The 25,178-nt window shown below is 73.9% G+C and carries 3 protein-coding genes; all 3 read left to right on the top strand.

Features of this window, described 5'->3' with window-relative positions:
- The first annotated feature begins 289 nt into the window (after nucleotides 1-289).
- The 3 genes from ACFWXC_RS40830 (at nucleotide 290) to ACFWXC_RS40820 (ending at nucleotide 25,175) form a co-directional block, all read left to right on the top strand.
- On the top strand, nucleotides 290-1,594 hold the full coding sequence (locus ACFWXC_RS40830) for a cytochrome P450 (RefSeq protein ID WP_384487183.1): 1,305 nt from the start codon (nucleotides 290-292) through the stop codon (nucleotides 1,592-1,594).
- Between the two features lie 337 nt (nucleotides 1,595-1,931).
- Nucleotides 1,932-14,819: an SDR family NAD(P)-dependent oxidoreductase gene (locus ACFWXC_RS40825; RefSeq protein WP_384487181.1), complete on the top strand. Its 12,888-nt coding sequence runs from the start codon at nucleotides 1,932-1,934 to the stop codon at nucleotides 14,817-14,819.
- Between the two features lie 6 nt (nucleotides 14,820-14,825).
- Entirely contained in the window at nucleotides 14,826-25,175 is a 10,350-nt protein-coding gene (locus ACFWXC_RS40820; RefSeq protein ID WP_384487179.1) for an SDR family NAD(P)-dependent oxidoreductase, read from the top strand.
- Nucleotides 25,176-25,178: the final 3 nt, after the last annotated feature.

The raw sequence follows: 25,178 nt of genomic DNA, 5'->3' as shown, positions 1-25,178 counted from the left end.
TCGTGGTGTCGATACGCTGTTTGTCGTAGCACAGCGGATTGTCCTTGGGGGGTTTGTTCTCTCATCGGTCGTGCCGTACGCCTGCACCATGCAACAGTTCGAGCGCCCCCGTTGTGGCAACCGGCCCCAACTGCCGTGGCCAGGGACGTTACTTGCCGGTCCTCCCTAAAGGACATCCCAGCGTCAGCCCAACTTCTTCAAGGGCCGCTTGACGTCAATTCCACGATCGGGTGACACTGATGTTGCTTTTGACGTCCCTCGATACGTCAGTGCAAAAAATGGAGAGCTAATGTCATTGGAACAGCCCGCCCTCCCCTTATCACGAAGCGCCACCGAGGTTTCCCAAAACGAGTTACCCGCCGTTCTCGACGGGTTCGATCTCAGCGACCAGGACCGGTTCGGTGCCGGTTTCCCGCACGAGGTCTTCGCCCGGCTCCGCCGGGAAGCACCGATCCTGCTCCACCCGCCGGGCCGCACCCGCGACGGCGAGAACTTCTGGGTCCTGTCCCGCTACGCCGACGTGGTCGAAGCCGCGGCCCATCCGCTGCTGTCCTCCCAGGGCGGCGGCGACCGCGAGGGCGGCGGCACCCACCTCGACGACCTGCCCGCCGGCACCTACTCCGGCGCGATGCTGAACATGATGGACGACCCACGGCACCGGTTGCTGCGCGACCTGGTCAGCCCCTCGGTCACCGGCCCGGTCCTCGAAGCGCTGGCCCCGACCATCACCGAACGCGCCGAGGCGATCATCGACGAGGCCGTCAAGCAGGGCTCCTGCGACTTCCAGAACGACGTGGCCGGCCGGTACTCGGTCGAGGTCATGGCCGCGCTGATGGGCATCCCCCGCGCGGACTGGCCGCAGTTCGTCGACTGGACCGAGGTCGTGATGGGCTACGAGGACCGCGAGTCCGGCGAGGCCTCCTCCCGCAGCCAGGCCTCCCTGCTGGCCATGTACCAGTACGGCGTCAAACTGATCGCCGAGAAGCGTGCCGACCCGGCCCAGGACTTCCTGTCCGTGATCGCCGCCGGTGACCTCCCGGAGGGCCACGGCGAACCGCCCCTGCGCGAGTACGAGCGCGAGGTGTTCGTCAACCTGCTGACCCTGGCCGGCAGCGAGCCCACCCGCAACGTGATCGCGGTCGGCCTGCTCGCCCTGGCCGAACGGCCGGAACAGTGGCAGGCGCTGCGCGCGGACCGCTCGCTGCTGGACAGCGCGGTCGAGGAGATGATGCGCTGGTCCACACCGACGCCGTACAACCGGCGCACGGCCACCGAGGACTTCACCTTCAACGGCGTACGGTTCGGCCGCGGCGACAAGGTGACACTCTGGTGGTCCTCGGCCAACCGGGACGAGAGCGTGTTCGACGACGCCATGTCCTTCGACGTGCGCCGGAACCCCAACCCGCACGTGGCCTTCGGCCAGGGGCCGCACAGCTGCCTCGCGGTCGACCTCGCCCGTATCGAACTGCGCACGCTGTTCGGCGTGCTGCTCGACCGGGTCGCCGAGGTACGGCTGACCGGTCCGGTGCCCTGGGCCAACAACAGCAAGCACACGGTGGCCCTGAGAGTGCCCGTGGAGTTCGTCCGCGCCTGAGCGCGGGCCCGCGTACGGCGGACGCCCTCACCCTGTCCGCCGTGCGCGTGCGGTGGGTCCGGGGACGACGGTCACGACGTGGTGACCGCGGCAGCCTGAAGCGGACCGGTATCCGAAGACCGGTCCGCACTCCGCCCGCAATCCGATCGGCCCGGTGCTGCCCCGGGCCGGGCCTGCGGCATGCCCGCAGGCCGAACGCGCCGAGCGTGTTCAAGGAACCGCTCAGGCCAAGGGGCCGCTGAGGCCTGCCCGTGGCACAGCGCAACCGTGGACGTCCGGAAGCTGCCGGGCGGATCAGACGTGTCCTCGATGAGACGACGTGGAGGGGGAGACCGGCGTGGGTGACCGAGTGGGCAACGCCGCCGACCAGGAACCGGTGGCGGTCGTCGGCCTGGCATGCCGGCTGCCGGGGGCGGGAAACCCCGCCGAGTTCTGGCGGCTGCTGCGCGAGGGACGGGACGCGCTGGGCGAACCCGGTCCGCGGCGCTGCCACCCGGACGGCCCGGCGGTACCCGTACTGCCCTCCGGCGAACCGGTACGGGCGGGCTTCCTGGACCAGGTCGACTCCTTCGACGCCGGTTTCTTCGGCGTCTCCCCGGGCGAGGCGGCCGTACTGGACCCGCAGCAGCGGCTGGTCCTGGAACTGGCCTGGGAGGCCTTCGAGGACGCCGGGATCGTCCCGGGCGACGGCGACCGCCGAGGCGGCACCGGGGTGTACGTCGGCGCCACCTACGACGACTACGCGACGCTGCGCGGCGCCCGGCTGAGCCCGCACTCGGCCACCGGACGCAACCGGGCGATGATCGCCAACCGGGTGTCCTACGCCCTGCGGCTGCGCGGCCCCAGCCTGGTGGTGGACAGCGCCCAGTCCTCCGCGCTGCTCGCCGTCCACCTGGCCTGCCGGGCGCTCGCGGCGGGGGAGTGCACGACGGCGCTGGCCGGCGGCGTCAACCTGAACATCACCCAGGACGGCTACGACGTCACCCAGGCGCTCGGCGCGATCTCACCCGACGGGCGCTGCCACACCTTCGACGAGCGGGCCGACGGGTTCGTGCGCGGCGAGGGCGGCGCGGTCCTGGTGCTCAAGCGGCTGTCGGCGGCACTGGCCGACGGGGACACCGTGCACGCGGTGATCCGGGGCAGTGCCGTCAACAACGACGGTGGCGGCGACTCGCTGACCGCCCCCCGCCAGGAGGCCCAGCAGGATGTGCTGAGCCTCGCCTGCGCGGTGGCCGGGGTGTCCCCGGCCGAGCTGGACTACGTCGAACTGCACGGCACCGGAACGCCGTTGGGCGACCCCGTCGAGGCCGCGGCCCTCGGCGCGGTGGCCGGGCGCGAGCGGGAGCCGGAGCGGCCGTTGCTGGTCGGCTCGGTGAAGACCAACATCGGGCACCTGGAGGGCGCGGCCGGCATCGCCGGACTGCTCAAGACGGTGCTCTGCCTGTCGCGCCGGGAACTGGTGCCCAGCCTGAACTTCCGCACCCCCAACCCACGGATCCCGCTGACGGAGCTGGGCGTGCGGGTCGTCACCGAGCCCGGCCCCTGGCCCGCCACGAAGGGCCCGCTGCTCGCCGGGGTCAGCTCGTTCGGCATGGGCGGCGCCAACTGCCACCTGGTGCTCACCGAGCCGCCCGCTCCCCGCCCGGCACCGGATCACGACCCCGAGGGGTACGACGGTCCGGTACTGGTTCCGCTGACCGCACGTGCCCCGGCGGCGCTGGCCGAACTGGCCGGCCTGGTGGGCGGGTCGACGGAGTCCCCGGTGGACCTGGCGTACTCGCTGGCCACCACGCGCAGCCCGCTGGAGCGGCGGGCCGTGCTGGTCGCCGAGTCCGCGCAGGAGGTGCCCGGGCTCCTGGCGGCGCTGGCCGGGGACACGGCGAACGCCCGGGTGGTGCGCGGCACGGCCGTCGAGGGGCGGACCGTCTTCCTCTTCGCCGGTCAGGGCAACCAGCGGCCGGGCATGGGCCGGGAGATCTACCGGCGTCACCCCGTGTTCGCCGCCGCCGTGGACGCCGTCGCCGCGGAACTGCGCCCGCACCTGCCGCGCCCCCTGCTGGACGTGGTCTTCGCCGAGGCGGGCTCGGCGGACGCGGCCCTGCTGGACGAGCCGGCCTGCACCCAGCCCGCGTTGTTCGCCGTCCAGGTCGGGCTGTACCGGCTGGTGGAGAGCTGGGGGATCACCCCGGACGCCGTCCTCGGCCACTCCTTCGGCGAGCTGGCCGCCCTGCACGTAGCCGGCGCGATGTCACTGGCCGACGCCTGCGCGCTGGTCGCCGCCCGCGGCCGGCTGATGCAGGACATCCCGCCGGGCGGGGCGATGATCCTGGTCGAGGCCTCCGAGGCGGAGCTGCTGCCGGACGTCGAGGCGACCGGCGGACTGGTGTCGATCGCCGCCCTCAACAGCCCTACCGCCACGGTCCTCTCCGGGGACGAGGAAACCACGCTGGCGATCGCGGGCCGCTGGTCCGCGCGGGGCCGGCGCACCCGCCGCATCCAGGTCACGATAGCCAGCCACTCGCCGCATGTGGACGGCATCCTGGACGGGATGCGCGCGGCCGCCGCCCGCATCGACTGGCGGACCCCGACCCTCCCGGTCATCTCCTCCCTGACCGGCGCCGAACTGGACGTCACTGGCCTCGACTGGCCGGAGTTCTGGGCCCGGCACACCCGCGGCACGGTACGGTTCGCCGACGCCGTCGCCACCGCCTGCGCGGGCGGCGCCCGCACCTTCCTGGAGCTCGGCCCGGACGGGACCCTGTGCGCGATGGGCCCGGGCAGCGCGCCCGAGGACGTGGCGTTCGTCTCCGCGCTGGCCGGCGGGGAACGCCCCGACCTGCGCTCACTGCTGACCGCCGTGGCCCGGGTGCACACCCGCGGCGTCCCCGTCGACTGGGCGCGGTTCTACGACGGCTCGGGGGCCCGGCGGATCCCGCTGCCCACCTATCCCTTCCAGCGGCGGCGGCACTGGATCGCCGGGGTGACGGCCACCGGCGGCGCGACCCCCGCCGTACCCGCCGTACCGGCCGCGGCGGAGACCGGGACGCCGGGCCGGCCGGACTCGGGACTCGCCGGGCTGCCCGCGGCCGAGCGGGAGCAGACGGTACGCGCGCTGGTGCGGGCCGAGGTGGCCGCGGCACTGGAGCTCGATTCCGCCGAACAGCTGGACATGCGCCGCCCGTTCAAGGACCTGGGCTTCGGCTCGCTGATGACGGTGGAGCTGGGACAGCGGCTGGCCGACGTGACCGGGGTACGGCTGCCATCCACCGCCGTGCTCGACCACCCCACCCCGGAACGGATCACCGCACACCTGACCGCCGAACTGGCCGCCGGGACAGCGCGGGACGCCGGACCCGAGAGGCCGCTTGCCGATCCTGTGCCTGCCGCCGACCCGATCGCGATCGTCGGGATGGCCTGCCGGTTCCCCGGCGGAGTCGGGTCGCCCGAGGACCTGTGGGACCTGGTGGCCGCCGGCACCGACGCGATCGACGGCTTCCCCACCGACCGCGGCTGGGACCTGGACGGCCTCTTCGACGCGGACCCGGACCGGCCGGGCCGCAGCTACGCGCGCACCGGCGGATTCCTGTACGGGGCCGCCGAGTTCGACGCGGGCCTGTTCGGCATCTCGCCGCGCGAGGCCCTCGCCATGGACCCGCAGCAGCGACTCCTCCTGGAGACCTCCTGGGAGGCACTGGAGCGGGCCGGGATCGACCCGCTCTCCCTGCGGGACAGCGCGACCGGCGTGTTCTCCGGGGTGATGGCACAGGACTACGGCCCCCGGATGCACGAGGGCGCCGACGGCCTCGACGGTTATGTGCTGACCGGCACCACGGCCAGCGTCGCCTCCGGGCGCATCGCCTACAGCCTGGGACTGCGCGGGCCCGCGGTCACCGTGGACACCGCGTGCTCCTCGTCGCTGGTGGCACTGCATCTCGCGGCCCAGGCGCTGCGGTCGGGGGAGTGCTCCCTTGCGCTGGCCGGCGGGGTGACGGTGATGCCCACGCCGGGCATCTTCGTGGAGTTCTCCCGGCAGCGCGGACTCGCCCCGGACGGGCGGTGCAAGTCGTTCGCCGCGACGGCCGACGGCACCGGCTGGGCGGAGGGCGCCGGTCAGCTCGTCCTGGAACGCCTGTCCGACGCACGCCGCAACGGCCACCCCGTGCTCGCGGTGCTGCGCGGCTCGGCGGTCAACCAGGACGGCGCCTCCAACGGCCTGACCGCCCCCAACGGCCCTGCCCAGGAAGGCGTGATCCGCACCGCGCTGGCCACCGCCGGACTGTCCGGCACGGACGTGGACCTGGTCGAGGCGCACGGCACCGGCACCACCCTGGGCGACCCCATCGAGGCCCACGCACTGCTGGCCACCTACGGACGGGACCGCGCCGGCGACCCGCTCTGGCTCGGCTCGCTGAAGTCCAATATCGGGCACACCCAGGCTGCCGCCGGGGTCGCGGGCGTGATCAAGGTCGTACAGGCGCTGCGGCACGGGCTGCTGCCGCGCACCCTGCACGTGGACGAACCCTCGCCGTACGTGGACTGGGCGTCCGGTGAGGTGCGGCTGCTGACGGAGGAGCGGCCGTGGCCGGAGCGCGGACGGCCGCGCCGGGCCGGGGTGTCCTCGTTCGGGATCAGCGGCACCAACGCCCATGTCATCGTGGAACAGGCGCCCGAGGCGGTGCCGGTGGAACCCGCATCGGCACCGGTCCCGGTGCTGCGGTCCGGTCCCGTACCGGTACTGCGGTCCGGTCCCGTACCGGTGGTGCTGTCCGGACAGACCGCGGCCGCGTTGCGGGCGCAGGCGGCACGGCTGGCCACACACCTGGAGAGCGAGCCGGGGGCGGCTCTCGCGGACGTCGCCCGCGCGGCGGCGACCACCCGGGCGGCGCTGCCGCACCGCGCCGTGCTCACCGCCACCGACCGCACGGACCTGGTACGGGGCCTGCGCACCCTCGCCGCCGACGAGGAGACGCCCGGCCTGGTGCGCGGGGTCGCCGACGTCGACGGCCGCACGGTGTTCGTGTTTCCGGGGCAGGGGGCGCAGTGGGCGGGGATGGCGGTGGAACTGCTGGACTCCTCGCCGGTGTTCGCGGAGCGGATCGCCGAGTGTGCCGCGGCGCTGGACGAGTTCGTGGACTGGTCGTTGCTGGGTGTGCTGCGGGGCGAGGCGGGTCAGCCGGGGCTGGACCGGGTGGACGTCGTGCAGCCGGTGTCGTTCGCGGTGATGGTGTCCCTGGCCGCGTTGTGGCGGTCGTTCGGCGTCGAGCCGGATGCGGTGGTGGGGCATTCGCAGGGGGAGATCGCGGCGGCGTGTGTGGCGGGGGCCCTGTCCCTGCGCGACGCCGCCAAGGTGAGCGCCCTGCGCAGCGCCGCGCTCGGCGCGCTGTCCGGTGCCGGCGGGATGATGTCGGTGGCGCTTCCGGCCGCCGCACTGGAACCCCGACTGGCGCGCTTTGACGGGCGGGTGTCGGTCGCCGCGGTCAACGGTCCCGCGGCGGTGGTCCTTTCCGGAGAACCCGCAGCCCTTCGGGAACTCGAGGCCGAGCTGACGGCCGAAGGCGCGCGGGCCCGGCTGGTCGCGGTGGACTACGCCTCGCACTCCGCACAGGTGGAACGCATCCGCACCGAACTCCTTGACCGGCTCGCCGGACTGGAGCCCCGCACCCCCGAGATCCCCTTCTACTCCACGGTGACCGGCGAACGGCTCGACACGGCGGCCCTGGACGCCGAGTACTGGTACCGGAACCTGCGCCGGACCGTCCGCTTCGAGGAAACGATCCGGGCACTGGACCGCGCCGGGCACCGCGTGTTCGTGGAGACCAGCCCGCACCCGATCCTGACCGCGGCCGTCCAGGACACCGTCGAGGCGGCGGGCAGCACCGCCGTGGTGGTCGGCTCGCTGCGCCGCGACCAGGGCGGCCCCGGCCGGTTCCTGCAGTCGCTGGCCGAGGCACAGGTACGCGGGGTCCGGGTGGACTGGACCGCCGCCTTCGGTGCCCCGGGCCACCCTGCGGAGCTGCCCACCTACGCCTTCCAACGCCGGCGCTACTGGCTGCCCACCCCGGTGGGCGGCACCGACCCCGCCGGGCTCGGGCTGGACGCCACCGCCCACCCGCTCCTGGGCGCCGCCGCGTCGGTCGCCTCCACGGGCGAGCTGCTGCTGACCGGTGAGCTGTCCCGGCAGCGGCAGCCCTGGCTGGCCGACCACACCGTCTTCGGCACCGCCGTCCTGCCCGGCACCGCCTTCGTCGAACTGGCCGTGCGCGCCGGGGACGAGGCGGGCTGCCGGGTGCTGGAGGAGCTGACCGTGCTCGCGCCGCTGACCCTGCCCGAGCGCGGCGGCGTACGGGTACAGGTCGTGCTTGGCGCGCCCGGCGAGGACGGCGACCGCACCGTGGACGTGTACTCCCGGCCGGGCGACGGCCCCGAGTGGATCCACCACGCCACCGGCAGGCTCGGCATGACGGCGGCAGCCCCGCCCGCGACCGGCGACTGGCTGCCGGCGGGTGCCACCCCGGTCGACCTGGCCGACCGTTACCCGGCACTGGCCCGGCTCGGCTACGGCTACGGACCGGTCTTCCAGGGCCTGCGCCGGCTGTGGCGGCACGGCGAGGACCTGTTCGCCGAAGTCGCCCTGCCCGAACCGGCGACGGCGGACGCCGGAGCGTACGGGCTGCACCCAGCACTGCTGGACGCGGCGCTGCACGCGGCCGTCCCGGCCGACGACACGGCCGCCATCGGACTGCCGTTCGCCTTCACCGGGGTCCGGCTGTACCGGACCGGTGCCACCGCGGCACGGGTGCGGCTGCGCCCCGCGGCCGGGGGAGCCGTATCCCTCACCGTGACCGACGCCGAGGACCATCCCGTCGCGGTCGTCGACTCGCTGGCGTTCCGCCCGGTGAGCGCCGAACAACTGGCCGCCGGCCGCCGGGATCACCTGTACCGCACCGGCTGGGTTCCGCTGGCGCCCCCGGCACAGGACGGGGCCTGGGCGTGGCTGTCGGACCTGGATCCGGACGGGCCGGTGCCCGCGGTGGTGGGTGTCGCGGTGACCGGGGTGACCGACGCCCTGGCGGTGGCGCAGCGCTGGCCGGCCGAGGAACGGTTCACCGCATCGAGGCTGGTACTGCTCACGCGCCGGGCGGTGGCCACCGCCCCGGGCGAACCGGTGGACCCCGACGCGGCGGCGGTGTGGGGGCTGGTGCGCGGTGCGCAGACGGAGAACCCGGACCGCTTCGTCCTGGTCGACACGGACGGCCACCCCGCGTCCGAGGCGCTGCTGCCCCGGCTGGTGGCTACCGACGAACCTCAACTGGCTTTGCGCGCCGGGCGGTTGCTGGTGCCGCGGCTGGCGCGGGTGTCGGAGGTGGCTGGGAACTCCCCTTGGTCGGCCGAGGACGTGGTGCTGGTCACCGGGGCGAGCGGCACACTCGGGGGCTTGGTGGCACGGCACTTGGCGGAACGGCATGGGGTGCGTGGTCTGGTCCTGGCTTCCCGGCGGGGCGGTGACGCGCCGGGCATGGCGGAACTGGCCGCCGAGCTCCGCGGATTGGGTGCCGAGGTGACGACGGTGGCCTGCGATGTGGCTGAACGGGACGCGGTGGCCGCCTTGTTGGCCGAGCACCCGGTGACGGCCGTGGTGCACGCCGCCGGAGTTCTCGACGACGGCGTGCTGGCCACCCTCACCCCCGAGCGGGTGGCCGAGGTGTTCCGGGCGAAGGTGGACGGCGCGCGCCACCTGGCCGAACTGACCGGCCCGGAACTCAAGGCGTTCGTGCTGTTCTCCTCGGTGGCGGGGACGCTCGGCAATGCGGGGCAGGCCGCGTACGCGGCGGCCAACGCCGCTCTGGACGGGCTGGCCGCGCAGCGCCGGGCCGCCGGACTGTCCGCGACCGCGGTGGCCTGGGGGCTGTGGGCCGAGAGCAGCGGCATGACCGAGGGCATGGCCGACACGGACCGGGCCCGGCTGGCCCGCGCCGGTGTGGTGCCGCTGGACACCGCCACCGCACTGGACCTGTTCGACACCGCCACCGCGCTGGACGACCCGGTGCTGCTCGCCGCCCGCCTGGATCCGGTGGCGCTGCGCGAGCGGGCGGCCGAGGGCGTGCTGTCGCCCGTGCTGCGCGCACTGGTGCCGGCGGTGCGTCGCGCCGTCGCCACGGTGGGGGCGGCGGACGGCGCCGACGGGCTGTCACGGCGGCTGGCCGAGGGTGAGCCGCTGCGGGTGCTCCAGGACCTGGTGCTCACCCAGGCGGCGGTGGTGCTCGGCCACTCCGACCCCGGCGGACTGTCACCGGACCGGCCGTTCAAGGACTTCGGCTTCGACTCGCTGACCGCGGTGGAACTGCGCAACCGGCTGGGCCGGGCGACCGGGATACGGCTGCCCGCGACCGTGGTGTTCGACCACCCCACCCCCGCCGCACTCGCCGGATACCTGCGCGGCGAACTCGTCGGCGACGCCACTGGGAGCAACCCGGTGGCCGCCGCCCCGGTGGTGGCCGCCGACGAGCCGATCGCCATCGTCGGCATGGCCTGCCGCTTCCCGGGCGGAGTCGCCTCCCCGGAGGACCTGTGGGACCTGGTGGCCGACGGCGTCGACGCCGTCGGCGGGTTCCCCACCGACCGGGGCTGGGACGTCACCGGCCTGTACGACCCCGACCCGGACCACCCGGGCACCAGCTACACCCGGCACGGCGGCTTCCTCTACGACGCCGGCCGGTTCGACGCCGGGCTGTTCGGGATCTCGCCGCGCGAGGCCCTCGCCATGGACCCGCAGCAGCGGCTGCTCCTGGAGACCGCCTGGGAGGCGCTGGAGCGGGCCGGGATCGATCCGTCCTCGGTACGCGGCAGCCAGACCGGCGTGTTCACCGGCGTGATGTACCACGACTACGCCACCACGCTGCGGGAGCTGCCCGAAGGCGTCGAGGGACACCTGCTCACCGGCACCGCCGGAAGCGTCGCCTCCGGCCGGGTCGCCTACACCCTCGGTCTGCAGGGGCCCGCGGTCACCGTGGACACGGCGTGCTCCTCCTCGCTGGTGGCGATGCACCTCGCGGCACAGGCGTTGCGCTCCGGTGAGTGCTCGCTGGCCCTGGCAGGCGGTGTGACGGTGATGGCCGAGCCGACCACGTTCACCGCGTTCTCCCGGCAGCGCGGCCTGGCCGCCGACGGACGGTGCAAACCCTTCGCCGGGGCCGCCGACGGCACCGGCTGGTCCGAGGGCGTCGGCCTGCTGCTGCTCGAACCGCTGTCCGCCGCGCGCCGCGACGGCCACCGGGTGCTGGCCGTGCTGCGCGGCTCGGCCGTCAACCAGGACGGCGCGTCCAACGGCCTGACCGCACCCAACGGCCCCTCCCAGGAACGGGTGATCCGCACCGCACTGGCCGCCGCCGGAATCTCCCCCCAGGACGTCGACGCGGTCGAGGGCCACGGCACCGGGACACCGCTGGGCGACCCGATCGAGGCACAGGCGCTGCTGGCCACCTACGGGCGGGACCGCGCCGGCGATCCGCTGTGGTTGGGCTCGGTCAAGTCCAACATCGGGCACGCGCAGGCCGCGGCCGGAATGGCCGGCGTGATCAAGATGGTGCAGGCGATACGGCACGGGGTGCTGCCCCGCACCCTGCACGTCGACGAGCCCTCACCGCACGTGGACTGGACGTCCGGTGAGGTGCGGCTGCTGACGGAGGCGCGACTGTGGCCGGAGCGCGGCCGCCCGCGCCGGGCCGGGGTGTCCTCGTTCGGCATCAGCGGGACGAACGCGCATGTCGTCATCGAGCAGGCGGAGCCGGAGGCGTCCCCCACCGCCGAGCGAGTCGATGGGGCCGGTGAGCCCGGTCAGGCCGAGGGGTTCGCCGAGACAGGGCCGGTTGAAGGGGTCGCCGAGGCCGGGCAGGTGGACGTGTTCGCTGGGGCGCGGCCGTACACCGAGCCGTGGCTGATGCCGGTCGTCGTGTCGGGGCAGACCGACGAGGCCCTGCGCGCGCAGGCCGCCCGGCTGGCGGTGCATCTCGCCGAGCACCCCGGCGACCGGGTGCGGGACATCGCCTGGTCCAGCGTGGCCGGCCGGGCCGCGCTGGAGCATCGCGCGGTCGTCCTGGCCGCCGGTCCGGAGCAACTCGGCGAACGGCTCGGCGCGCTGGCGGAGGGCCGGGACGTTCCGGGTGCGGTACGCGGTACCGCGGCCGACGCGGCACGGCGGGTGGCGTTCGTGTTCCCCGGCCAGGGCGCGCAGTGGGCCGGGATGGCGCTGGAACTCCTCGACTCCGCACCGGTGTTCGCCGCCCGGCTGGCCGAGTGCGCCGCCGCGATCGAGACGTACGTCGACTGGTCGGTGCTGGACGTGCTGCGCGGGCTGCCGGGCGCGCCGACGCTGGAACGGGTGGACGTGGTGCAGCCGGTGACCTTCGCGGTCAACGTGTCGCTGGCCGCGCTGTGGCGCTCGTACGGCGTGGAACCGGAGGCGGTGATCGGCCACTCGCAGGGCGAGATCGCCGCCGCCTGCGTGGCCGGCGCACTGTCGCTGGCCGACGCCGCCGCGGTGGTGTGCCTGCGCAGCCGCGCGCTGACCGAACTCTCCGGCAAGGGCGGCATGATGTCGGTGGCGCTGCCCGCCGACGAGGTGCGGGCCCTGTTCACCGACGACCGGCTGGGCGTGGCCGCGGTCAACAGCCCCACCTCCACCGTCGTCTCCGGCGACCCGGACGCCCTGGAAGAACTACGCGCCGCGTGCGAGGAGCGCGGGGTGCGGGCCCGCCGTATCGCGGTGGACTACGCCTCGCACTCCACCCACGTCACCGCCGTGAAGGAGAGCCTGGCCGAACTGCTCGCCGGGATCAGTCCGCAGGCGGCGCGCACCGAGCTGTACTCCACGGTCACCGGGCAGCGGCTGGACACCCGCGAACTCACCGGCGAGTACTGGTACACCAACCTGCGCCAGACCGTCCGGTTCGCCGACGCGGTGCGCACCGCGCTGGACGCCGGGATCGGCACCTTCATCGAGATCAGCCCGCACCCGGTGGTCGCCCCGGGTGTGCAGGAGACGGTGGACGCCGCCGGCGCGCGGGCCGCCGTGCTCGCCACGCTGCGGCGCGACGACGGCGGCTGGCCGCGCTTCGCCCAGTCGCTGGCCGAGGCGTTCGTGCGCGGGGCCGGGGTACGGCTGGCCGAGGTGTTCGAGGGGACCGGTGCCCGACGGGTCGACCTGCCCACGTACGCCTTCCAGCACCGCTGGTACTGGCTGGCCGAGCAGGCCGGACCCCGGTCCGACACCTGGCGCTACCGCGTCGAGTGGCGGCCCGCCGGCCCGCCGGAGCGCACCGGACCGGACGGCGAGTGGCTGGCGCTGGTGCCCGCCTCCGGCGCCGACCAGGACTGGCTGAAGACGCTCACCGGCGGCCTTCCGGTGCGGACCCTCACCGTGGACACCGAGCACGCCGACCGCACCGGCCTCACCGACCGGCTGCGCCGCGCGCTGGCCGAGCACACCCCACGCGGGGTGCTGTCCCTGCTGGCCGCCGACCGCCGCCCGCATCCGGACCACCCGGTGGTGCCCGCCGGAGTGGCCGCCACCCTGGCCCTGGTGCAGGCGCTCGGCAATCTGGACGCGGCGGTGCCGCTGTGGCTGGTGACCTCCGGCGCGGTGAGCACCGGCGCCACCGATCCGCTCCGCGAACCGAGTGCGGCGCAGGTGTGGGGCCTGGGCCGGGTGGCGATGCTGGAACACCCGGCGTTCTGGGGCGGCCTAGTCGACCTGCCCGCCGAACTCGACGAGGCCGCGCTGGAACAGCTGCGCGGAGCGCTCGCGGGCGACTGGGGCGAGGAGGACCAGCTCGCCGTGCGCGGATCCGGCACGCTGCTACGGCGGTTGGTGCGCGCCCCGCTCGACGGCGGCGCGACCGGCGACTGGCGGGCCCGCGACACCGCGCTCGTGACCGGCGGCACCGGCGCGCTCGGCCCGGAGGTCGCCCGCTGGCTCGCCGCACAGGGCGTACGGCACGTGGTACTGGTCAGCCGCAGCGGCGCGGACGCCGACGGGATCGCCGAACTGACCGCCGAACTCGACGGCCTCGGCGTACGGCTGACCGCGCGCGCCTGTGACATCGGCGACCGGGCCGCCGTGGCCGCCCTGCTGGCCGGGCTGCGCGAGCAGGGCGAGACGGTACGCACGGTGGTGCACGCCGCCGCGCTGATGCGGCTGGCCCCGCTCCCCGACACCGACCTCACCGAGTACGCCGACGTCCTCACCGCCAAGGTCCAGGGCGCCCGGCACCTCGTCGAACTGCTCGACCCGGCCGAACTGGACGCCCTGGTCTTCTACTCCTCCATCGCCGGAGTGTGGGGCAGCGGCGACCACGGCGCCTACGCAGCCGCCAACGCCGAACTCGACGCCCTCGCCGAGCAGGCCCGCGCCACCGGTCTGCCGGTCACCTCAGTGGCCTGGGGCGTCTGGGACGGCGCCCGCTTCCCCGACGGGGTCGACGCCGGCCAACTGCGCCGCCAGGGACTGCCGTTGATCGCCCCCGGACCGGCGCTGGACGCGCTCCGCACCGTCCTCGAACGCGCCGAGAGCGGGCTGTCGGTCGCCGACGTCGACTGGGCCAGGTTCATGCCGCTGTTCGCCTCGGCCCGCAGCAGGCCGCTGTTCGCCGAGATCCCCGAGGCCCGGCGCGTGCTGGACGGCCCGTCCGAACCGGGAGCGCAGCCGTCCGGCTCCCCCTGGGCACAGCGGCTGGCCGGGCTGTCGGACACCGAACGCCGCAGCACCCTGCTACGGCTCGTACGCGAGCAGGCGGCCGTCGTGCTGGGCCACTCCGGTGCGGCCGCCATCGGCGCCGACCACGCCTTCCGTGACCTGGGCTACGACTCGCTGACCGGGATCGAACTGCGCAACCGGCTCGGCGAGGCAACGGGCCTGGCCCTGCCGGCCACCCTCGTCTTCGACCAGCCCACCCCGGCCGCGGTCGCCGCATACCTGCGCACCCGGCTCGCGCCCCCCGAACCACCCCTCCTCACCGAACTGGACCGGCTCGCCGAGCGGCTGTCCCGGACGGACGCCGACGACGACCGGGCCGGCATCGAACTGCGGCTGCGGGCGATGCTCTCGCAGTTCAGCAGCGACTTCAGCAGGGACATCAGCGGGGACTTCAGCAGCGACGAGGAGGACTTCGACCCGATGTCGAACGAGGAGATGTACGACCTCATCGACCGCGAACTCGGCGCGAACTGAAGGGGGTTGCACATGTCCGAAGAAGAGAAGCTGCGCGGCTACCTGAACCGGGTCATGGTCGACCTGCGCAAGGCCAACCGCCGCCTGCAGGACGTCGAACAGTCCCGCACCGAACCCATCGCCGTCGTCGGCATGGCCTGCCGCTACCCCGGCGGGGTCCGCTCCCCGGAAGACCTGTGGCAGGTGCTCTCCGAGGGCCGGGACGTCACCGGCGAACTGCCCACCGACCGCGGCTGGGACGTCGACGGCCTCTTCGACCCGGACCCGGAGCGCTCAGGCCACAGCTACGTACGCCGCGGCGGCTTCCTGGACGACCCCGGCGCGTTCGACGCGGGTTTCTTCGGGATCTCGCCGCGCGAGGCGCTGGCCATGGACCCCCAGCAGCGGCTGCTCCTGGAGACCTCCTGGGAGGCACTGGAACGGGCCGGCATCGACCCCACCGCACTGCGCGGCACCCGCACCGGCGTGTTCGTCGGCCAGAACTACCAGGAGTACGGCACCGGACTGGCCCACGCCCCCGCCGGCGTCGAGGGACACCTGGTCACCGGCGTGGTCCCCAGCGTGCTCTCCGGCCGGATCTCCTACACCCTCGGCGTCGAGGGCCCGGCCATCACCATCGACACCGCCTGCTCCACCTCCCTGGTCACCCTGCATCTGGCCGTGCAGTCGCTGCGCAACGGAGAGTCCACGCTGGCCCTGTCGGGCGGCGTGACCGTGCTGGCAGGACCCGGACCGCTCATCGAGTTCAGCCGCCAGCGGGTGCTGGCCGCCGACGGCCGTTGCAAGGCGTTCTCCGCCGATGCCGACGGCATGGGCATGGCCGAGGGCGTCGGCATGCTGGTCCTTGAGCGGCTGTCCGACGCGCGGGCCAACGGCCACCAGGTGCTGGCCGTGCTGCGCGGTTCGGCCGTGAACCAGGACGGCGCGTCCAACGGGCTCACCGCACCCAACGGACCCTCCCAGCAGCGGGTCATCCGCGCCGCCCTGAACGCCGCCGGGCTGACCCCCGCCGACATCGACGTGGTGGAGGCGCACGGCACCGGCACCTCCCTGGGCGACCCCATCGAGGCACAGGCCCTGCTGGCCGCCTACGGTGCCGACCGCGAACGGCCGCTGCTCCTCGGCACGGTGAAGTCCAACATCGGACACACCCTCGCCGCCGCCGGGGTGGCCGGGGTGATCAAGTCCGTGCTGGCACTGCGCCACGAGACCGTGCCGAAGACCCTGCACGCGGACACCCCGTCCCGGCACATCGACTGGTCCACCGGCACCCTCTCGCTGGCCACCGAGGCGGTGCCCTGGCCACGCGGGGAACGGCCGCGCCGCGCCGCGGTGTCCTCGTTCGGCATCAGCGGCACCAACGCCCACGTCATCGTGGAAGAAGCCCCCGAACCGGAAGCCGCGGAGTCGGAAGCCGCGGAGCCGGCGGCGGCTCCGCGGCCGGTGCTCTCGCTCCCGGTGCCGGTGGTCCTCTCCGGCCGTGGCGCGACGGGCCTGGCCGGCCAGGCCGCACGGCTGCGCGAGTTCGTCGCGGCCGACCCCGAACTGACCGTCGCCCGCCTGGCGTTCGCCGCCGCCACCACCCGGGGTGCTTTGGAGCATCGCGGTGCGGTGGTGGCCGCGGACCGGGATGAACTACTGGCTGGGCTCGGGGAGTTGGCGGCTGGTGGGCCGGGTGATGGCGGTGCCTTGGCTGACCGGGGTGGGCTGACGGGGTTCTTGTTCTCGGGGCAGGGGTCGCAGTGGTCGGGTATGGGGCGGGAGCTGGTCGAGCGGTACGCGGTGTTCGCGGAGTCGTTCGCGGATGTGTGTGGGCGGCTGGAGTCGGTGTCGGGGTCGCCGGTTCGGGAGGTGATTCTCGATGGCGGTGATCGGCTGGATGGGACGTTGTTCGCGCAGTGTGGTCTGTTCGCGGTCGAGGTTGCGTTGTTCCGGCTTCTCGAATCCTTCGGTGTGGTGCCGGACTTCGTGGTCGGGCACTCGGTCGGTGAGGTGGCGGCCGCACACGTGGCCGGGGTGTTGTCGCTGGATGATGCGGTCACTTTGGTGTGTGCGCGTGCGGGGTTGATGCAGGAGTTGCCGTCGGGTGGGGCGATGCTCGCGGTCAATGCCACGGAGGCGGAGGTCGCGGGGGTTCTGTCCGGCGAGGTGGGGATTGCGGCGGTCAACGGGTCTCGTTCTGTGGTGGTCTCCGGTGCGGAGCAAGCGGTGGAAGGTGTTGCCGGCGAGGCGCGGGCGCGGGGCTGGCGGAATACCCGACTGCGGGTGAGCCATGCGTTCCATTCGCCGTTGATGGAGCCGGTGTTGGACCGGTTCCGGGAGGCGATCGCAGGGGTCACCTTCGCCGCTCCGGGCATCCCGTTCGTGTCCACGGTGGATGTCGATACGGCGCCGGTGAATGCCGACTACTGGGTGCGCAATGTCCGCGAGACGGTCCGGTTCGCCGATGCGGTGGCTTACCTGCACGAGCAGGGTGTGACGAGGTTCGTGGAGGTCGGCCCGGACGCCGCGCTGACCGCCGTAGGACCGGGCTGTCTGCCGGAGGACGCGACCGCGGCGTTCGTGCCGCTGCTCCGCCGCGACCAGCCGGAATCGGTGACCCTGCCCACCGGACTGGCCCGCTTCCACGCACAGGGCGGCGGCATCGACTGGACCCGCTATCTGCCCGCCGCCGACCCGCTCGACCTGCCCACCTACGCCTTCCAGCACCGCCGCTACTGGCTGGAGAACGCCGAGCCGACCGACCCGGCCGCGCTCGGTGCGCTGCCCGCCGGGCATCCGCTGCTCGGCGCGCTGGTCGCCCTGCCCGGTGCCATCGACACCGTCCTGACCGGGCGGTTGAGCCTGCGGTCCCAGCCCTGGCTGGCCGACCACCAGGTCACCGGCACGGTGCTGCTGCCCGGCACCGCGTTCGTCGAACTCGCCCGGCACGCCGCCGAACTGCTCGGGGCCGACCAGCTGGACGAGCTGACCCTGGAGGTCCCGCTCGTCCTGCCCGCCGAGGGCGCCCTCGCCCTGCGGGTCGTCGTCGGAGAACCCGACGACGCCGGCAGCCGCGCTGTCGAGGTGCACTCCCGGCCCGAGGGCTCCACAGTGTCCTGGACCCGGCACGCCACCGGCGTGCTGTCCGAGAGCGGCGACGACAGCGTCGGTGCGGATCTCGTGCAGTGGCCCCCGGCCGACGCCGAGCCGGTCGACCTGGACGGGTTCTATCCCCGGCTCGCCGAGACCGGCCTCGGCTACGGCCCGGCGTTCCAGGGACTGCGGGCCGCCTGGCGGCGCGACGACGTGATCTTCGCCGAGATCACCCTGCCCGACCGACAGCGTGGCCAGGCAGGGGAGTTCGGCCTGCATCCGGCGCTGCTGGACGCGGCACTGCACGCCCTCGCCCTGCGCGGTGCCGACGGCCTGCGGCTGCCCTTCGCCTTCCGGGGGGTCCGCTGGTACGACACGGGCGCGACGGCGCTGCGGGTCCGGCTCACCGCCGAAGGGGAGGACGCGGTCCGGTTGGACCTGGCCGACGGCAGCGGGACCCCGGTCGGCACCGTCGAACACGTGGTGCTGCGTGCCCTCACCGGCGAACTGCGCACGCCCGCACGGCTGGACTCGGTGTACCGGCTGGACTGGACGCCCGCCCGCACCGGACGCCCTCGTGACACGGGAGCCGATGTGCTCCTCCGGGTCGAGGACACGCCCGTGGCCGAGCGCGTCGCCGCCGTACTGGAGCGGGTGCGCGCCCGGCTCGCCGAGGAGCCCGAGCCGGGGGCCCGGCTGGTCCTGGTCACCCGGGGCGCGGTCGCGGCCACCGCCGACGAGGTGCCCGACCCGGCCGGCGCCGCCGTGTGGGGGCTGGTGCGCTCGGCGCAGATCGAGTGGCCCGACCGGTTCGTGCTGCTGGACACGACCGACCTCACCGTCACGGACGCCGAACTGACCGCGGCACTGGCCACCGACGTACCCCAACTGGCCCTGCGGGCGGGCCGGGTGCTCGTGCCCCGGTTGGCGCCGGTGACGGAGGCGGTCGGGGAGGCGGTCGGGGACGCTCCTTGGTCGGCCGGGGACGTTGTGTTGGTCACCGGGGCGAGTGGGACGCTCGGGGGCCTGGTGGCGCGGCATGTGGTGGAGCGCCATGGGGTGCGTGGTGTGGTGCTTGCTTCTCGGCGGGGCGGTGACGCGCCGGGTATGGCGGAACTGGCTGCTGAGTTGCGTGAGTTGGGTGCCGAGGTGGCGGTGGTGGCGTGTGATGTGGCTGATCAGGATGCGGTGGCCGGGTTGCTGGCCGAGCATCCGGTGACGGCGGTGGTGCATGCGGCCGGGGTGGTGGACGACGGTCTGGTCACCGGTCTCAGCGAGGAGCGGTTGGCGGCGGTGCTGGCGCCGAAGGTGCTGGGCGCACGCTGGCTGGACGAACTGACCCGCGACCGGGACCTCACCCGGTTCGTACTGTTCTCCTCCGCCTCCGCGACCCTCGGCAACGCCGGACAGGCCGCCTACTCCGCCGCCAACGCCTACCTGGACGCGCTGGCCCGGCAGCGCCACGCCGCCGGACTTCCGGCCACCTCGCTGGGCTGGGGGCTCTGGGAGCAGCGCAGCGGCATCACGGGCGAGCTGTCCGAGGCCGACCTGGCCCGTATCGCCCGCAGCGGTATCGCGGCCCTGCCCACCGCGGAAGCCCTGGCGCTAATGGACGCCGCCGTGCGGCTCGGTGATGCAGCCGTACTGCCGATGCGACTGGATACCCCCGCCCTGCACCGGCTCGACCCGTTGCCGGCCGTGTTCGCCGGCCTGGTCCGTGGCCGCCGCCGTACCCGGCAGCAGTCCGGCTGGGCCGACCGGCTGCGCGCGCTGCCCGTACCGGAGCGCCGCCGCGCCGCCCTGGACCTGGTGCGCACCCAGGCCGCGGGGGTGCTGGACCTCGCCGGCGCCGAGCAGGTCGGCGCCGAGCAGTCCTTCGCCGACCTCGGCGTCGACTCGCTGACCGCGCTGGAACTGCGCAACCGTCTTGGCACCGCCACCGGGCTACGGCTGCCCACCACCCTGGTCTTCGACCACCCCACCCCGGCCGCGCTGGCCGGATTCGTCCTCGCCGAGGCCGGTGACCTGCAGACCGCACCGGAACCCGCCGCGCTCACGGCCATGGCCGCTGCGGACGAGCCGATCGCGATCGTGGGCATGGCCTGCCGCTACCCCGGCGGGGTCGGCACGCCCGAGCAACTGTGGGACCTGGTCGCCGCGGGCCGGGACGGCATCTCCGCGTTCCCCGCCGACCGGGGCTGGGACCTCGGCGCGCTGCCGGTGGGACTGGGCGGATTCCTCGCCGACGTCGCCGGCTTCGACCCCGGACACTTCGGGATCTCGCCGCGCGAGGCACTGGCGATGGACCCGCAGCAGCGGCTGTTGCTGGAGCTGTCCTGGGAGGCGCTGGAACGCGCCGGGATCGACCCGACGGGCGCCCGGGGCAGCCGTACCGGCGTGTTCGCCGGGCTGATGTACCAGGACTACGCGACCCGGCTGGCGCACGTGCCCGAGGAACTGGAGGGCTACCTGGGCAACGGCAACCTGGGCAGCATCGCCACCGGCCGGGTCGCCTACACCTTCGGGTTCACCGGTCCCGCGGTCACCGTGGACACCGCCTGCTCGTCCTCGCTGGTGGCACTGCACCTGGCCGCCCAGTCGCTGCGCTCCGGCGAGTCCACCCTGGCGCTGGCCGGCGGGGTGACGGTCATGTCCAGCCCGACCCCGTTCCGCGAGTTCGACCGGCAGCGCGGCCTGGCCGCCGACGGCCGCTGCAAGTCCTTCTCCGCCGACGCCGACGGCACCGGCTGGTCCGAGGGCGTCGGCATGCTGGTGCTGGAGCGGCTGTCCGACGCGCGGGCCAACGGTCACGAGGTGCTGGCCGTAGTGCGCGGTTCGGCGGTGAACCAGGATGGCGCGTCCAACGGGCTCACCGCACCCAACGGGCCTTCGCAGGAGCGCGTGATCCGCGCCGCGCTGAGGGCGGCGGGACTGTCCCCCTCGGACGTGGACGTGGTGGAGGCGCACGGCACGGGCACCACACTCGGCGACCCGATCGAGGCGCAGGCTCTGCTGGGCACGTACGGCGCCGATCGCGAGCGGCCGTTGTGGCTGGGGTCGGTGAAGTCGAACATCGGACACACGCAGGCCGCCGCAGGCGTGGCCGGCGTGATCAAGGTCGTACAGGCCATGCGACACGGGCGGCTGCCCCGCACCCTGCACATCGACGAACCGACCCCGCACGTGGACTGGTCGGCCGGTGACGTACGGCTGCTCACCGAGGCGATCGACTGGCCGGAGAGCGGGGTCCGTCGGGCCGCGGTGTCGGCGTTCGGGGTGAGCGGGACCAACGCGCACGTGATCATCGAGCAGGCGCCGGCTGTTGAGCCTGTATCTGTCGGCGAGCAGGTGTTGCCGGTGCCGGTGGTGGTGTCCGGGCGGAGTGCTGAGGCGTTGCGTGGTCAGGCGGCGCGGTTGCGTGAGTACGTGCTTGCCGAACCGGGCGTCGGCGTTGCGGAGGTGGCGCGTGCGGCGGCGCTGTCCCGGGCCGCTTTGGAGCATCGCGGTGCGGTGGTGGCCGCGGACCGGGAGGAACTGCTCGCTGGCCTGACGGAGTTGGCGGGTGATGGCGGTGCCTTGGCTGACCGGGGTGGGCTGACGGGGTTCTTGTTCTCGGGGCAGGGGTCGCAGTGGTCGGGTATGGGGCGGGAACTGGCCGAGCGGTACCCGGTGTTCGCGGAGTCCTTCGAGGACATCTGTGCGCGGCTGGAGTCGGTGTTGGGGCGGCCGGTTCGGGAGGTGATTCTCGGCGGTGGCGTGGGGCTGGATGAGACGTTGTTTGCGCAGTGTGGTCTGTTCGCGGTCGAGGTTGCGTTGTTCCGGCTTCTCGAATCTTTCGGTGTGGTGCCGGACTTCGTGGTGGGGCATTCGGTGGGTGAGGTGGCGGCGGCTCATGTGGCTGGGGTGTTGTCGCTGGATGATGCGGTCACTTTGGTGTGTGCGCGTGCCGGGTTGATGCAGGAACTGCCGCGGGGTGGGGCGATGCTCGCGGTCAATGCCACGGAGGCGGAGGTCGCGGAGGTTCTGTCCGGCGAGGTGGGTATCGCGGCGGTTAACGGGGCTCGTTCTGTGGTGGTCTCCGGTACGGAGCAGGCGGTGGAGGGGGTTGCCGGTGAGGCGCGGGTGCGGGGCTGGCGTAACACCCGACTCAGGGTGAGTCACGCGTTCCATTCGCCGTTGATGGAGCCGGTGTTGGACCGGTTCCGGGAGGCGATCGCCGGGGTCACCTTCGCCGCTCCGAGCATCCCGTTCGTGTCCACAGTCGATGTCGACACGGCGCCGATGGATGCCGATTACTGGGTGCGTAACGTCCGGAACACGGTCCGCTTTGCCGAGGCGGTGGCTCACCTGCACGAGCAGGGCGTGACGAGGTTCGTGGAGATCGGCCCGGACGCCGCGCTGACCGCCGTAGGACCGGACTGCCTGCCGGAAGACGCGACGGCATCCTTCGTGTCGTTGCTGCGCCGTGAGCAGCCCGAAGTTCGTTCGCTGGCTTCCGGGTTGGCCCGGTTCCATGCGCATGGCGGCGTCGTCGACTGGGCGTCCTATCTGCCTGCCGCGGCCCGGGTCGACCTGCCTACCTACGCCTTCCAGCACCGCCGCTACTGGCTGGACAGCGCCGAACCGCCGCACCGGAGCGGCTATCCGCTGCTGGACGCGGTCGTGGAGTTCGCCGAGGAGGACGGCTTCCTGCTGTCCGGGCGACTGGCCACCCGGGCGCAGCCCTGGCTGGGGGAGCACACCGTGCTCGGCGCGACCGTCGTACCCGGCAGCGTGTTCGCCGAACTGGCCCTGCACGCCGCCGCGGAGACCGGCGCCGGCGAGGTCGCCGAACTGACCCTCCAGGCGCCCCTGGTGCTGCCCGAGCATGGTGCGGTCGAGGTACAGATGAGGGTCGGCGCGCGAAATGCGGCGGGGGAGCGGCCGCTGACCGTGCACGCCCGCCCGGCCGAGGACGGCAGCCCGTGGACCTGTTACGCCCGCGCTGTACTTGGCTCGGTGTCGGCAGAGCCTCGGGACGCGGAGACCGCCTGGCCTCCGCCGGGAGCCGTCGCGCTGGACGTCGGTTCGGCCTACGCCGAGTTCGCCGCCACCGGGCTGGAGTACGGCCCGGCGTTCCAGGGGCTGCGCGCGGCCTGGCGGCGCGGTGACGAGATCTTCGCCGACATCGAGTTGCCCGATCTGACCGATGCCGGCCGCTACGGGCTGCACCCGGCCCTGCTGGACGCGTCGCTGCACGCCTTGCGCTACCTGCACGAGGACGACGGCGACCGCACCTTGCTGCCGTTCGCCTGGAACGGGATCGCGCTGCGCCGCACCGGGGCGTCCGCGCTGCGGGTGCGGATCTCCCCGGTCGCCGCCGAGGCGGCCAGGATCGAACTGGCTGACGCGACGGGCGCCCCGGTCGGGGTCGTCGAGTCTCTCGCGGTCCGGCCGATCTCGGCCGAACAGCTCGGCCACCATGAATCGCTGTATGCCGAGGAGTTGGTGCCCGCGGCCCTGCCGGGCGGCCCGGAGCCGACCGTGCTGGACTGCGCCGCGCTGGCCGAACTGCCCGACGGGGAACTGCCCGAGGTGGTGGTGCTGGCGGCCGGGACCGAGGCCGATCCGGTGGCCGCGGCCGGTCGGGCGCTGGGCGCGGTGCGGGCCTGGCTGGCCGAGGACCGCTTCGCCGGCACCGGCACCCGGCTGGCGCTGCGGACCCGGAACGCGCGCACCGATCCGGCCGCCGCCGCGGTCTGGGGTCTGCTGCGCTCGGTGCAGCAGGAGCACCCGGACCGCTTCCTGCTGGCCGACTCCGAGGACGCCGACGATACTGCCGCTGCCGCGGGCACCGACGGCGCCGGGATTCCCGCCGCCGCCTGGAACGTGCCCGGCGGGCAACTGGTGGTGCGCGACGGCGCGGTGCTCGTGCCACGGCTGTCCCATGTCCCGCTGGCCAGGATCACCGACCGGGACGGCGCCATCTGGGATCCGGGCGGCCCGGTGCTGATCACCGGGGGACTGGGCGCACTCGGTGCGGCCCTCGCCCGTCATCTGGCCGACGACTGCGGAGTGCGCGAACTGGTGCTCACCGGCCGCCGCGGCCCGGACACCCCGGGCGCCGCCGAACTGGCCGGCGACTTGCGTGAGTTGGGTGCCGAGGTGGCGGTGGTGGCGTGTGATGTGGCTGATCGGGATGCGGTGGCCGGGTTGCTGGCCGAGCATCCGATGACGGCGGTGGTTCATGCGGCCGGGGTGGTGGACGACGGTCTGGTCACCGGTCTCAGCGAGGAGCGGTTGGCGGCGGTGCTGGCGCCGAAGGTGCTGGGCGCACGCTGGCTGGACGAACTGACCCGCGACCGCGAGCTGACCGACTTCGTGCTGTTCTCCTCCGCCGCCGGGGTGCTCGGCGCCGCCGGGCAGAGCGCCTACTCGGCGGCCAACGCCGCACTGGACGCCCTGGCCAGGGCCAGGTACGCCGCCGGGCTCCCGGCCACCTCGCTGGCCTGGGGGCTGTGGGAGCAGCGCAGCGGCATCACCGGCGAACTGTCCGGTGCCGACCTGGCCCGCATCGCCCGCGCCGGGCTGCGACCACTGACCACCCCCGAGGCGCTCGAACTGTTCGACCTCGCGCGCACCGTCGACGAACCGGTACTCGCCCCGATGCGCCTGGACCGGACGGCCCTGCGCACAGGCGGCCCGGTCCCGGCGGTCCTGCGCGGCCTGGTCCGGGAAGCGCCCGCCACGGCCGCTGCCACGGCCATGGCCGCCGGCGTGAACTCCGCACCCGCCGCCGCACTGGCCGTGTTGTCCGGACCCGACCGGGAGAAGGCGCTCCTGGAGCTGGTCCGCGCCGAAGCGGCCAGGGTGCTGGCCTACGACTCGCCGGCCGCCGTGGCCGAACACCGAACCTTCGCCGAACTCGGCGTCGACTCGCTGGCCGCGGTGGAACTGCGGAACCGGCTGTCCGAGACCACCGGCATCCGGCTGCCCGCCGCGGTGGTGTTCGAGTACGCCACCCCGCTGGCGCTGGCCGCGCACCTGCACACGTCCATGCCCGCGGCCGACGGCACACACGCCGGCTCGCCGCTCGCCGGGCTCGACCAGCTCGAAGAAGCCCTGGCCGGTGCCGAACCCGGCGCCGTGGACCAGGCGAAGCTGCGCATGCGGCTCACCGCGCTGCTCGCCAAGTACGGCGGCGAGGAGCAGTCCGGCGCCGCACCGGAGCACGACCTGTCGTCGGTCTCCGACGACGAACTGTTCGGCCTCGTCGACGGCCTCGGCGCCGACCAAGGGTGAGGA

This window comes from Streptomyces sp. NPDC058683 (genome assembly GCF_042716195.1).
GTDB lineage: Bacteria > Actinomycetota > Actinomycetes > Streptomycetales > Streptomycetaceae > Streptomyces.
The sequence above is the reverse complement of the archived record's forward strand: the minus strand, read 5'-3'. Positions and strand labels throughout refer to the sequence as shown.

Excerpts from the sequence above, each read along its gene's own strand:
- ACFWXC_RS40830 (WP_384487183.1), top strand. The coding sequence starts at position 290 with ATGTCATTGGAACAGCCCGCCCTCCCCTTATCACGAAGCGCCACCGAG.